The organism is Arthrobacter sp. YA7-1 (assembly GCF_025960325.1).
Taxonomy (GTDB): Bacteria; Actinomycetota; Actinomycetes; order Actinomycetales; family Micrococcaceae; genus Arthrobacter; species Arthrobacter bambusae_A.
This window is the reverse complement of record NZ_CP110114.1, coordinates 1,257,085-1,269,915: the sequence shown is the minus strand read 5'-3', so window position 1 is coordinate 1,269,915 and position 12,831 is coordinate 1,257,085. Positions and strand designations below refer to the sequence as shown.

General features: G+C 65.2%; 11 protein-coding genes. 2 read left to right on the top strand and 9 right to left on the bottom strand.

From position 1 onward, the window contains the following. Together OIT41_RS05975 and rsmI are read right to left on the bottom strand one after the other, a co-directional pair. Positions 1-1,482, bottom strand: a complete 1,482-nt coding sequence (locus OIT41_RS05975; protein WP_241709516.1) for an NAD-dependent succinate-semialdehyde dehydrogenase — start codon at positions 1,480-1,482, stop codon at positions 1-3. A gap of 210 nt (positions 1,483-1,692) precedes the next feature. After that, on the bottom strand, positions 1,693-2,616 hold the full coding sequence (gene rsmI, locus OIT41_RS05970) for a 16S rRNA (cytidine(1402)-2'-O)-methyltransferase (protein WP_413542311.1): 924 nt from the start codon (positions 2,614-2,616) through the stop codon (positions 1,693-1,695). Between the two features lie 68 nt (positions 2,617-2,684). Between rsmI and OIT41_RS05965 the strand changes: the two genes are divergently transcribed. After that, positions 2,685-4,331 carry a dolichyl-phosphate-mannose--protein mannosyltransferase gene (locus OIT41_RS05965; protein ID WP_264637571.1) on the top strand — a complete coding sequence of 549 codons (1,647 nt, stop codon included), beginning with the start codon at positions 2,685-2,687 and terminating at the stop codon, positions 4,329-4,331. Positions 4,332-4,426: 95 nt separating this feature from the next. On the opposite strand, the gene OIT41_RS05960 is transcribed toward OIT41_RS05965, so the two are convergent. Both OIT41_RS05960 and OIT41_RS05955 read right to left on the bottom strand, forming a co-directional pair. Further along, entirely contained in the window at positions 4,427-5,542 is a 1,116-nt protein-coding gene (locus OIT41_RS05960; RefSeq protein ID WP_264637570.1) for a TIGR01906 family membrane protein, read from the bottom strand. A gap of 146 nt (positions 5,543-5,688) precedes the next feature. Next, the gene (locus OIT41_RS05955) at positions 5,689-6,681 is read right to left on the bottom strand and encodes a stage II sporulation protein M (RefSeq protein WP_241709513.1); all 993 of its coding nucleotides are present in this window, start codon (positions 6,679-6,681) and stop codon (positions 5,689-5,691) included. A 139-nt stretch (positions 6,682-6,820) separates the two neighbouring features. Between OIT41_RS05955 and OIT41_RS05950 the strand changes: the two genes are divergently transcribed. Next, positions 6,821-7,621, top strand: coding sequence for an RDD family protein (locus OIT41_RS05950; RefSeq protein WP_241709512.1), 801 nt, complete (start codon positions 6,821-6,823; stop codon positions 7,619-7,621). A gap of 64 nt (positions 7,622-7,685) precedes the next feature. Here the strand turns inward: OIT41_RS05950 and OIT41_RS05945 are convergent, their stop codons facing one another. The 5 genes from OIT41_RS05945 to OIT41_RS05925 form a co-directional block, all read right to left on the bottom strand. After that, positions 7,686-8,918, bottom strand: coding sequence for a L,D-transpeptidase (locus OIT41_RS05945; RefSeq protein WP_241709511.1), 1,233 nt, complete (start codon positions 8,916-8,918; stop codon positions 7,686-7,688). A gap of 116 nt (positions 8,919-9,034) precedes the next feature. Further along, complete coding sequence (locus OIT41_RS05940) at positions 9,035-10,366, bottom strand: L,D-transpeptidase (RefSeq protein WP_241709510.1); 1,332 nt, start codon at positions 10,364-10,366, stop codon at positions 9,035-9,037. A gap of 119 nt (positions 10,367-10,485) precedes the next feature. After that, complete coding sequence (ahcY, locus tag OIT41_RS05935) at positions 10,486-11,979, bottom strand: adenosylhomocysteinase (RefSeq protein ID WP_264637569.1); 1,494 nt, start codon at positions 11,977-11,979, stop codon at positions 10,486-10,488. Positions 11,980-12,021: 42 nt separating this feature from the next. Further along, a complete protein-coding gene (locus OIT41_RS05930; RefSeq protein WP_264637568.1) occupies positions 12,022-12,261 on the bottom strand; it encodes a Trm112 family protein in 240 nt (79 codons plus the stop codon). Between the two features lie 180 nt (positions 12,262-12,441). Next, positions 12,442-12,819: a DUF3499 domain-containing protein gene (locus OIT41_RS05925; protein ID WP_171983396.1), complete on the bottom strand. Its 378-nt coding sequence runs from the start codon at positions 12,817-12,819 to the stop codon at positions 12,442-12,444. Positions 12,820-12,831 lie beyond the last annotated feature (12 nt).

Here is a 12,831-nt window from a genome sequence, read left to right as displayed (position 1 = left end):
CTAGTCGGCGTACGGATCCGCGATGCCGACGTACTGCGTGGTGAGGTATTCCTCGATGCCTTCGAATCCGCCTTCACGGCCCAGCCCGGACTGCTTCACGCCGCCGAACGGTGCTGCGGCGTTGGAGATGACGCCGGCGTTGAGGCCGAGCATGCCGGTCTCGATCCTTTCGCTGACGCGCAGTCCACGGTTCAGGTCCTTGGTGTAGACATAGGCGACCAGCCCGTACTCGGTGTTGTTGGCCAGGTTGATTGCCTCGTCTTCGCTCTTGAACGTGATGATCGGGGCAACAGGTCCGAAGATCTCTTCCTTCAGGATGCGGGCGTCCGCGGACACGTTCTTGAGCACGGTGGGCTGGTAGAAGTAGCCCGGGCCGTCCACCGGGGCGCCGCCGGTGACGGCAATCGCGCCGTTGGCGACGGCGTCGGACACGAGTGCATGCACCCCGTTGCGGGCCTTGCCGTCGATCAGCGGGCCGACCGTTGAGTCCGGCTCGGTGCCGCGCGCGGTGTTGAGTGCCGAGATCTTGGCAGCGAACTTGTCGGCGAAGGCGTCAGCGATGGAGTCGTGCACAATGAAGCGGTTGGCTGCAGTGCAAGCCTCGCCCATGTTGCGCATCTTGGCCGCGACGGCGCCTTCGACGGCCTTGTCCAGGTCGGCGTCCTCGAAGACCACGAACGGCGCGTTGCCGCCGAGCTCCATGGAGCTGCGCAGGACCTTGTCCGCGGCTTCGCGCATGAGGGACTGCCCGACGGCGGTGGAGCCCGTGAAGGAGATCTTGCGCAGGCGGTCGTCCTTGATGAGGGGCCCGGTGACTGCGCCTGCCGTGGAGGTCTGGATGACGTTGAGCACACCTGCGGGGAGGCCGGCTTCCTGCATGACCTGCGCGAAGAGCAGGCTGGTCAGCGGGGTCAGGTTGGCGGGCTTGAGGACCATGGTGCAGCCGGCAGCCACCGCGGGGGCGATCTTGCGGGTAGCCATGGCCAGCGGGAAGTTCCACGGGGTGATCAGCAGGCAGGGACCAACGGGCTTCTTCTGGACCAGGATGCGGTTCTTGCCGTCCGGAGCCGCGGAATAGCGGCCGCTGACGCGGACGGCTTCCTCGGAGAACCAGCGCAGGAACTCGGCACCATAAGCTACTTCGCCGCGGGCTTCGGCCAAGGGCTTGCCCATTTCCAGGGTCATGAGCAGCGCGAAGTCTTCTGCGCGTGCCGTGACCAGCTCGAATGCGCGGCGCAGGATTTCGCCACGCTCGCGGGGAGCCGTACGGGCCCAGGAGGCCTGGGCGGCTGCGGCGGCGTCCATCGCCGCGGCGCCGTCTTCCACTCCGGCGTCGGAAATGCTCACGAGCACCTTGCCGGTGGAGGGATCCTCGACGTCGAACGTCTTGCCGGATGCCGCAGGCAGCCACTGGCCGTTGATGAGCAGCCCCGTGGGAACGGATGCGAGAAGTTCGCTTTCGCGATCGGCGGTAACAGTCACAGTGACTCCTTCGTCAGTCAGCGCAGCTTGTAGGGATGCGCCAACACTTGATTATTGTGGAATTACTGTCACGGTACTGCCCGCCGCGAAGCAGTGTCTACGCCTTCGCGCACTGCCGCGGGAGCAAGAGTTTGTGCAATTGCACAGCCCCTGTTGAGGCGGAAGCCACCGCACCCGTCAGAACGGCACTACCGCGCCGCGAGCACGGCCTTAACGCGCCGCGAGCACAGCGGAGTAGAGCTCGCGCTTGCTGATGCGGGCCTCCTCGGCCACCGCCGCCACGGCTTCCTTGAGCCTGATGCCTTGTGCAATGAGTTCATTGACCGCGGCAACATGGTCTTCGGGCTTGCCTGGGGCCTGTTCGGGGGCGCCCGCCACGACGACGGCGATCTCGCCACGGACCTCGTTGTTCTCGGCCCACTCCAGCAATTCCCGGACGGTTCCCCTGATGACCTCCTCGTAGGTCTTCGTCAATTCACGGCAGACCGCGATGCGGCGGTCAGAGCCGAACCGCTCGTGCAGGGCGCGGAGCATGGGCTCAAGCCGGTGCGGCGCCTCGAAAAACACCATCGTCCGCCGTTCGTCGGCCAGGTCCGCAAGCCGGGAGCTGCGTTCTCCGGCTTTGCGCGGCAGGAATCCCTCGAAACAGAAACGGTCCGTGGGCAGCCCCGAGAGCGCCAGCGCCGTCAAGACGGCGGACGGGCCCGGGAAGGCTGTGACGAAGAGCCCGGCCGCCACGGCTCCCTCCACGAGGCGGAAGCCGGGGTCGGACACCGCGGGCATGCCGGCGTCGCTCACCATGATGATGGTCTTGCCGGCCCGCACGTGATCCAGCAGTTCCTCGGTCTTGGCGGCCTCGTTGTGCTCGTGGTAGCTGATGACGCGGCCGGACACTGTGATGCCAAGCGAGTGGACCAGCCGGTGCAGTCGCCGGGTGTCTTCCGCGGCGACGATGTCGGCCGTCTGCAACAACTCGATGAGCCGGCTGGAGGCATCGCCGACGTTGCCGATGGGGGTGGCGGCCAGCACGATCCGGCCTACGCCGTCGGGCAGCGCGGGAAGAGCCTGCTCCTCGAGGGGCTCCGCCGGGTCGGGAACGGTGGTTTCATCCGGGGAGCTCAGCTGTTCAGTCACCCAACAAGCCTAATGCCCCGGCTGCGGCTTTCAGTGAGCTACCGGAGCCGAAAGGTAGCATGGGCTGAGTGACCGATACCTCCGTGCGCCCCGCCCCGCAAACCTGGTTGATACGGCCCCGGGAGGCTTTTACGGCCGAGGCCCTGCGGACGCGGCTCATTGGCAGCATCCAAAGCTGGCGGGATTATCCGCCGTCGTTGAGGCTGTGGTTCTGGCTGATCCCCACGATCACGGCCGTGATCGGCGGAATCCTGCGCTTCGTCCGCCTCGATGATCCGCACAGCCTGGTCTTCGACGAGACCTACTACGTCAAGGATGCCTACTCGCTCCTGGTCAGCGGATACGAGCGCAGCTGGCCGGACAAGGCCAACGACGCCTTCAATGCGGGCAACCCCAACGTCCTGCTCAACTCCCCCGAGTACGTGGTCCATCCCCCGGTGGGGAAATGGATGATCGCCTTCGGGATGTGGCTCTTCGGTTCGGACAACTCCTTCGGCTGGCGGTTCTCCGCAGCCCTGACGGGCACCCTCTCCATCTTCCTGATCGCCTTGATCGCCTTGAAGCTGTTCCGTTCCCACATCCTGGGCGCGGTCGCGGGGCTGCTGCTCGCCGTCGACGGCCACCACCTGGTCATGTCGCGGACGTCCCTGCTGGACATCTTCCTGATGTTTTGGCTGCTCGCAGCCTTTGGCGCCCTGCTGATGGATCGCGACGACGGCCGGCGGCGCCTGGCGGCACGGCTTGCCGCGCTGGCAGCCGCTTCCAAGGACGGACGGCCGACGGCGTTGCACCTCGCCTCGGGCCCGTCGCTCGGATTCCGGTGGTGGCGGCTGGCGGCCGGCGTCTGCCTCGGCTTGGCGGTCGGCACGAAGTGGTCGGCCCTGTTCTTCGTTGCCGGTTTCGGCCTGATGACCGTGTTCTGGGACATGAGCGCCCGGCGCATCGCGGGCATCCGGAGCTGGCCCAGCGCGGGAATCATCAAGGACGGCATTCCCGCATTCCTCACCATGATCCCGGTGGCCGGGGCCGTGTATTTGTCGACGTGGACCGGCTGGTTCCTCTCCAAGGACGCCTATTACCGGCACTGGGCGGACACGAATCCCTCCGCCACCTGGGGCTGGATTCCGGGACCGTTGCGTTCCCTTGCCTATTACCATGTGCAGGCCTACAACTTCCACCAGGGCCTGAGCTCGCCGCACCCGTATTCGGCCAGTCCATGGACCTGGCTCGTCATGGGGCGCCCCACGTCGTTCTACTACGAGTCCCCCAAGCCGGGAACGCCCGGCTGCGACCTGCCCAACTGCACCTCGGCAATTCTGTCCGTCGGCAACCCCGTGGTCTGGTGGGGTGCCACGATCGCGCTCTTTGTGGTCCTGTTCTGGTGGGCCGGACGCCGCGACTGGCGGGCGGGGGCCATCCTGGCGGGCGTCGCCGCGGGGTACCTGCCCTGGTTCATGTACCCGGAGCGCACCATGTTCTACTTCTATGCGCTCTCCTTCGAGCCTTTCCTGGTCCTGGCCCTCGTCTATGGGTTGGGCCTGGTGCTGGGCAGGAGTGACGCTCCTCCGTGGCGCCGCCGGTCCGGCCTGTACCTGGTGGGCCTTGTGGTTGTCCTTGCCGTGCTGTTGTCGGCGTTCTTCTATCCGGTCTGGACGGCGGAAGTGATCAGCTACCAGGACTGGCACATCCGCATGTGGATGCCTTCCTGGATCTAAGGGGGCTGCTCCGAAGGGCGGGCACACACAAAGGAGCGGCCCGCCCGGGATTGGAGATTCCCGGGCGGTACGCTTCTTTCGTTGGTGGCGAAGTGTTACTTCTCCGGCACGCCGGTTTCCACGGGAGCCTCCGCGTCAGTGTTCGCGGCGTCTTCCGCAGCGGCTTCATTCCTGGGAGGAAGTCCGCGACGACGGCGGGTAGGCCAGGTGAAGATGAGGGTCAGCAGCGCCGTGAGGAAGACCAAAGCGCCGATCGCGATTCCGGAGTCCATCCAGTACTGCCCCGGGAACAAGCGGATCAACGTGTCGTCGAGCGCAAAGGTCCAGGTGCCGTTGGCGAAGAAGATGTGGTGGAAGTCCGTGAAGAACTGCTGCCAGCCCAAGGCCGCTAGCGTGCCCAGTCCGATGATGAGCACCAAGGTGACGATCGAACCGGCAAACAGTCCGCGGCGGATCCCGCCGGTGCTCCGCTTGCGCAGATAGATCATTGCGATGATGCCAATGATGATCATGAGGGCACCGGCGCCGAAGGCGGAGAGAATCACGGTCTTGACGTCGGCCATGTGGGCAACTTCGCCCTCCTTGAACAGCTTCTCGCCGTTCTGGTTGACGAGGTCGCCCAAGTATCGTGGCCCGGACCAGTTGGTCAGGTAGTCCACCGCATAGGAACCATAGGTCATGCGGTCATCGGCGTTGAAGCCGTAGCCGTCGCCGGGGAATCCCGGCCGGTAATACTCCACCCACAGGAACAGCGGGCTCGCCACGGCGCGGATTGCGAGTATCAGCAGGACCACGGGGTAGAAGACAGCCAGCAGGACCTGGAAAATGCGCGGCGCCAGCGGCTTGGCGTTGGCAGCCTGCTCCCGCTCGTGGTTGCGGCGTTCCACCTCGGCTTCCGGGGGACGGACCTGAAGGGCCGACGTCGGCAGCGGCTCTGCGAAGAGGGCCGGTTCCGGCCCGGTCTCCGCAGCCTCTGCGGCTTTGCGGTCGGCCCGGCTCTCCGGCTGTTGTCCTGCCAGGGGCTCGGCTGGCGCATTTCCTTCCTTGGGCGCCCGCTTCGAAGAGTCCCGGGGTGCGTCAACAGCACCTGCCGGGCGCGCATCAGCGGCCGTGGACTTGGGGGCGGGCTTCATCCATTCGAAGGCCGGCTCATCGCCGCCGTCGTGGATATCCGCGTCCGGGTCGTTGGGGATCGGGCTCTTCTCGGTCACTTGGATTTCACTTCCGTAGGATTCACATGCCGGAGCAGGAACGGTCCGCTGGCAATCTTCTCTGCCTTTGAGCCTACCGTCAGCCCTCGCGGAGAGACGATGAGCCACCCCGGCGGACGTCGGATTGCGGCCGGACCCGGGCGCCGTCAGGCGGCTATCTCACGGTAACCGGCGTCGTTTGCGTCCAGGTCGCCTGTGGCGCCGGCGCGGAATGCCCGTCCGCCCAGAACCAAGGCATAGACCCAGTATGCCGCGAGAACGAGCGAACCGATCAGGATCTTGGCCCACACTGGAAGCGGGCTGGGCGTCACAAAGGCCTCGACGAGTCCCGAAACGAACAGGACAAGCACCAAGCCAAGTGCCACCGTGATCAGGGAGCGCCCCTCGTCCGCCACTGCCTGCATCCTGCGCCGCGGTCCCGGGGCAACCATGGCCCAGAATATGCGTAGTCCGCCCGCGGAGGCGATGAACACGGCTGTCAGCTCCATGAGGCCGTGCGGCAGGATGTAGCTGAAAAACACGTCCATCTTGCCGGTGGCGGCAAACACACCCGCAGCAATCCCCAGCCCCTGTGCATTTGCGAACAGCGTGTACGGCACCCAGAATCCGGTGATGCCCAGGGCCACGGCCTGCGCGCCGATCCATGCATTGTTCGTCCAGACGGCGCCGGCGAAGGACGCAGCAGGGTTCTCGGAGTAGTAGCCGACGAAGTCATGGTCGACGTATTGCTTCACGGCATCGCTGCTTCCCAGGGCCCGCAAAGCGTCCGGCGACGTTCCGATCCAGAGCGTGTAGGCCGCGGCAACAAGGCAGAAGAACGTCCCGCACCCTACCGTGAGCCACCGCAGGCGGTAGAACGCGGCCGGCAGGGAGACCACGAAAAAGCGGGCGAGGTCTTCCATGAAGTTCGATCTCGCCCCGGTGAAGCGGGTTCGGGCCTGCGCGAGGGCCGCCGACAAGGACGCCGAGAGTGCGCTTTCCGGCGCCACGGATCGAATGAGGGACAAGTGTGATGACACCACTTGGTACAAACGCAGGAGCTCGTCGGCTTCGCCGCCGTCGAGGCGCCGTTTGTGCGCGAGCTCATGCAAACGGGACCATTTGGTCCCGTTCACGACAGAGAAGGCATCCATGTCCACGGCTCCACCCTAATCCCAACCTTCGCCAAACAGTCCCACATCCCAGCAAACCCTGCTCCACGGCCGTTGCCGCCGCTAGACTCGATCCAGCGGGAGCCGTCCGGTCCTGCGGACATCGTGGCAAGGCTTGGGGGCGGGCTTGAGTTCGATCATTACCGGCGAGGCCGTGGTCCTCGAACTGCGGCCGGCGTCATTCGGGGCAAGGGCGCTCGGGCTTATGCTCGACGTCCTGGTTCAGGTTGTTTTGTTGCTCGGCCTGTTGTTCCTGCTCGGTATGGTGGCGCCGGATGTGGACGCGGCAGCGGGCCGTGCCATGGCCTTGTCCAGCGTGGTGCTGTGCCTCGTGGTCGTCCCCGTTGCGGTGGAAACGCTGAGCCGCGGCCGCTCGCTGGGCAAGTTGGCCACGGGGCTCCGGATCGTGCGCGACGACGGCGGATCCATCCGTTTCCGGCACGCGGTGATCCGCGGGTTGATTGGTTTCCTGGAGATCTACGCAACGTTCGGCGGATTGGCGATCGCCGTCGCGCTGTTCAACGGCAAGTCGAAGAGGCTGGGAGACGTTGTGGCCGGTACGTATTCGCTCAGGCAGCGCGTTCCTTCCGAACCCAAAATCCTTGCCTACGCGCCCCCGTACTTGCAGGCGTGGGTGGGACTCGCGGACATCGGCAGGGTTCCGGACGGCACGGCGCGGCGGGCTTCGCAGTTCATCCAGCAGGCTTCCCGGATGGCTCCGCGCTCGCGTGCCAGCCTGGCGGCAGCCCTCGCAACGGAACTGGCGGCGTACGTCGCCCCGCCTCCCCCGCCCGGAACAACGCCGGAGGGCTACTTGCACGCAGTACTGGGCGAGCGGCGAAACCGGGACCTGGAACGGCTGCGCCGCGCAGAACAACGCAGCGCCGTCGTCGGGGATCGACTCAACAAGCTCCCGTTCACGGGCTAGTGCAGACGCGCGCACCCACGGTGCGCACCGCCGTCGGGCCATCTGCGGCACGTTCCGGAAGCGCTCAGCGCTTTGCGTAGCGTGTCCAGTCAATGTTCCAGTCGCCGAAGCCTTCAAGCGGTTCCACTGCGGGGGCGCCGGTGTTCAGCACCTGCACCACGTCCCCTGTCCGCATGTTATTGAAGAACCAGGCGGCGTCGTCAGGGAGCAGACCAACACAGCCGTGCGAGACGTTGTCCACGCCAACGGCCCCGTACGCCGAGGGCAGCGCTTGGTGCACATACACCCCTGAGTTCGTGAGCCGGTTGGCGTGCTCGACGACGAGCGGCGCGTAATAGCCCTTGTCACCGGGTTTGAGGCCGATGCTGCCCGCATTGAACCTGGAATGGCGTTCCTGCTCCATGATCACGGCGTAGCCGGTGGGCGAAAGCCAGTCCGGGCTTCCGAGGGTGACAGGAGCAGTCTTGACGAGTGCGCCGTCGAAATACACTTTCATGGCCTTGGTGGCGTCATCCACGACCGCTATCCGCTGCGGACCGGTCGTGAACGTGGACCTGACGTTGGAATTGCCGATCATTCCGCTGCCGAAGTCCCTGCCGAACAAGGGCAAGTCCACGGCGACCCTCGTGTCGGCCGCCCAGAATGCTTCAGGGCGGATCCGCACTTTCCGGTCCGAGTACCAGCGCCAGGCCACTTCCTGGCCCGAGGAAACACTGATCTTCACGGCCTCTTCCATGGCGGCTTTATCCGCCACGGGCTCGCTGAAGTTGATTTCGATGGGCTGCCCTGAACCCATGATGGAGCCATCGCGGGGGAACACCACCGCATTGGCCTCGTTGGCCGTGGATACCGTGGTGAAGGACTGGGTCTTCCGGGTTTCCCGGCCCGCGCCGTCAACAACGGTAAACCCGTAGCGGTATTCGGTGTTGAACTCCAGGGGATCCAGCGTGGACCACGTGCTGCCGTCGGCGCTGATGGTTCCCCTGACGGCTTTGCCACCCGCGGCCGGCACCAGTTCAACGTCTTTCAGGGTGCCGTGCACCGCCTTCACGGAAGGCCCGACGGCGGGATTCACTTCGCGGGCACCGTCAAGGGGCGTGATTCCCAACTCCACTGCCGTCACGACTGCGGATCCGAGCCCGGCGTCGGTGCGCTGGGGCGTTCCCGCTTCCGATTCAACCGCTGTTTGCAGCCAATCAGGGGCGGTTGCAACACCGAGTCCTCCGGCCGCAACGCCGGCACACATTCCGATGATTCCGAGAATCTTCCCGGTCTTGCGTTTCCTTTGCGTCCCCACGGCAACCCCACATCCCCCGGCAGAAAGCCAGCCCCCAAGACTGACCCGCCCAGTCTACCGGGGGTGCCGATCCGTCCTGGACGGTGCCCGGAGGTCGCCGTCGGTTGGCGTACTGCCTAGTTGGCGTATTGGGCCCAGGGGATGTTCCAGTCGCCGAAACCGTCGTCGAAGTTGGCGTAGTCACCCTGCGTATTGACCACTTGGACGACGTCTCCGGTGGTCATGTTGTCGAACACCCATTTCGCCCCGTCAGGTCCCAGACCGATGCAACCGTGGGACAGGTTCGTGACGCCGATGTACGGCAACGCCGAGTCGGTGGCCTGGTGGATGAACTCGCCGCTGGGTGTCAGGCGCGTGGCGTAGTTGACGTCAAGCTGTCCGTAGTAGGCCGGATCCCCCGGTTTGAGGCCGATGGTGGAGGCATCCATGTGCTCCACCCGGTACTTTTCCATGAGCACCAGGTAGCCGCGCGCGGAAGGGAACCTGGTGTCTCCCATGGTGTCCTGCCACTGGCCCACTTGCTGGTCGTTGACGCTGACCGTGAACGTGTGGGCAACTGCGTCGGCAACCGCCACCTTCTTGTCGCCGATCTTGAACGTGTTGGTCTTGTTGAAGTTGCCGATCTGGCCGTTGCCGAAGTCCACCCCGAACAGCTTGAGGTCCACGGTGACGGTACTGTTCGCTGCCCAGAAGTTCTCCGGGCGGTAGCGCACCATGGTGTCGCTGAACCAGTGGAAGGCCCCGGCCTGGCCTGAGGTGGACGTGACCTTGATGGCCTTCTCGACGGCGGCTTTGTTGACCACGGGTTCACTGAACGTGAGCTGGAGGGGCTGCGCCACGCCTACCTTGGACCCGTCCAGGGGGTACATGGCGGCGTCTGCCTCGTTCTGGGTGGATACCGTCGTGAACGATCCGGTCTTCGACGTTGCTCGGCCGACAGAATCCGCAACCGTGTAGTTGAAGGTGTAGGAGGAGTTGAACTCGAGGGGCGTGGAGGCAGTCCAGCTCAGTCCATCCGGAGTCAACGCACCATCGACGGTCTTTCCCTGGGAGCTCGTCAAGGAGACCCTGTCCAGCGTTCCGTCTTTGACGCTGATCGTGACGGGAGCAGCCGGATTCACTTGTTTGGCACCGCTCGCAGGCGAGGCGACCACCGTGGCAGGCTTCACGACGGGCAACACGGCTGCCGCTTCGCTGCGTTCGCCTGATGACCCCTCGGATTCGATTGCCGCACTGGCCGCGTGCGGGGCCACTGCCGCGAACGTGCCGCTGAGCGCGGCGATGAGGCAGACCACCACGATCCAGGCGACCTTCCGGAACCTGCTTCGCTTCGTTGGCGCAGTGTCCAAGAGACCGGCGTTGCCGCTGCCCTGTTCATTATCGAAGAGCCGCGCGGCGTCCACATGCTCGAAAGTGTCCGCTTGCTCGCCGTCGGGATTAAGACCCATTCCTGTTTTCTCCAAAACTCACGCCCCCCAAAAAACCCACGCCCCACAACCGCATCCTAAACGGCGCGGCTTGATATTGGCTGGGAGCGCGCCCGCGGGCTTGCTCCCAGCCGGTGTTCTCAGTACCGGTAGTGCTCCGGCTTGTACGGACCCGCGACGTCAAGGTCCAGGTATTCCGCCTGCTCCTTGCTGAGTTCGGTCAGTTCCACGCCCAAGGCATCCAGGTGCAGCCGGGCGACCTTCTCGTCGAGGATCTTGGGCAGCACGTAGACCTGGTTCGAATATTCGCGCTCGGCCCCTGGGCCAGAGCCGGTCTGGTCCTTCTTGGTCCACAGCTCGATCTGCGCGATCGTCTGGTTGGCGAAGGAGTTGCTCATGACGAACGAGGGGTGGCCGGTCGCGTTGCCCAGGTTCAGGAGGCGGCCTTCGGAAAGCACAATGATCGATCGCTCTTCGCGGCCGTCGGCCGCGGCGAACACCCACTCGTGCACCTGCGGCTTGATTTCGACCTTCTGGACGCCGGGGACCTTCGCCAGTCCGGCCATGTCGATCTCGTTGTCGAAGTGGCCGATGTTGCCCACGATCGCCTTGTTCTTCATCCGGAGCATGTCGGAGGCCATGATGACGTCCTTGTTGCCGGTCGTCGTGACGAAGATGTCGCCCTGTTCCACCACCGAGTCCAGCTTGGCCACCTGGTAGCCGTCCATGGCTGCCTGGAGTGCGCAGATGGGATCGATCTCCGTCACGATCACGCGCGAGCCCTGGCCACGGAGCGCCTCGGCCGCGCCCTTGCCGACGTCGCCATAGCCGCAGACGACGGCGACCTTACCGCCCATGAGGACATCCGTGGCGCGGTTGATGCCGTCAGGCAGGGAGTGGCGGATACCGTATTTGTTGTCGAATTTGCTCTTGGTCACCGAGTCGTTGACATTGATGGCCGGGAACAGGAGCTTGCCCTGTTCGGCGAGCTGGTAAAGACGGTGCACGCCCGTGGTGGTTTCCTCGCTCACGCCACGGATGCCGGCGGCGACGCGGGTCCACTTCTTCGGGTCGGCGGCGAGGCTCTTCCGCAGCACGTCGAGGACGAGTGCGTACTCTTCGGGATCGCTTTCCGTCGCGGCCGGAACCGCACCCGCAGCTTCGAACTCGACGCCCTTGTGGACCAGCAACGTGGCGTCGCCGCCGTCGTCGAGGATCATGTTGGGGCCGAGGTCCGGGTTGGCGTCCGCGCCCGGCCAGCTGAGAATCTGCTCGGCGGTCCACCAGTATTCGTCGAGGGTCTCGCCCTTCCACGCGAACACGGGGACACCGTGCGGATCCTCGACGGTTCCCTGGCCGACCACGACGGCGGCAGCGGCCTCGTCCTGCGTGGAGAAGATGTTGCAGGAGGCCCAGCGGACCTCGGCGCCGAGGGCTGTCAACGTCTCGATGAGCACCGCGGTCTGCACGGTCATGTGCAGGGATCCCGCAATGCGCGCACCCTTGAGCGGCTGGCTCGGACCGAATTCGGCGCGCAGCGACATGAGGCCCGGCATTTCGTGCTCGGCGAGGCGGATCTGGTGGCGTCCGGCTTCAGCCAGGGAGATGTCTGCAACCTTGTAGTCGAAAGTCATGGAAGTCCTTTGGAAGTACCGAATGGTCAGGTCAGGTGGAGCTCAGGCGTGCCGGAGACCGTCGTGCAGTCCTGCGTCGTGTTGGTCCGAGGCCGCGGCGTTGGCGGCTGCCAGCAGCTCCGGCGGCAGCAGCAACGGGATGCCGTCCTGGATGGCATAGCGGATCTTTTCACCCGAGGCGGCCGCGACCGTCGAGACGAGATCATCGCCGTCCTGCTCCAGCGGGGACCCGGTGACAGGGCACCGCAGGATGGACAACAATTCAGGACTGACCTTTGGCATGGTTGGAGCTCCCTGGATGGCATCTCACGGACGCCGCTATGGACAGATATGGCAGCTTCCAGAGTACAACCCGGCGGCGCTGAGCACGTTGTCACAAAAGCCCGTCCCGCGGGAACAGCGACACACTGCGTCAGACGACGGCCAGTTCCCGTCGCGCCGGACTTCAGGAGGGATCGCGGTTCAGGAGGGATCGCGCAGGATGCGCAGGTGCCTCCTGGTTCCCTCCACAGGGGCCGGCCCGTCAAAAGGGGTGCGGACGCTGCGAAGCTCGGGTGCGGGTGCCGGGGCCGATGCGGCCTCGCGCACGGCGTTAGCCAGGGCAAGGAGATCGTCCGGTCCGGGCTGGGGCGGGGAGGACGGCATGGCCAGCCGCATGACTTCCCAACCCCTCGGTACGGTCAACGACTCCGCATGCTGCGCGCACAGATCGTAGGAGTGCGGCTCGGCATACGTAGCCAAGGGACCAAGCACCGCCGTGGATTCGGCGTAGACGTACGTCAAAGTGGCCACCGCGGATTGGCGGCAGGCTGATCTGGAACACTGACGAATTGCACCCACAACATCCCAGAT

Excerpts from the sequence above, each read along its gene's own strand:
- OIT41_RS05940 (WP_241709510.1), bottom strand. The coding sequence starts at position 10,366 with ATGGGTCTTAATCCCGACGGCGAGCAAGCGGACACTTTCGAGCATGTG.
- ahcY (WP_264637569.1), bottom strand. The coding sequence starts at position 11,979 with ATGACTTTCGACTACAAGGTTGCAGACATCTCCCTGGCTGAAGCCGGA.
- OIT41_RS05930 (WP_264637568.1), bottom strand. The coding sequence starts at position 12,261 with ATGCCAAAGGTCAGTCCTGAATTGTTGTCCATCCTGCGGTGCCCTGTC.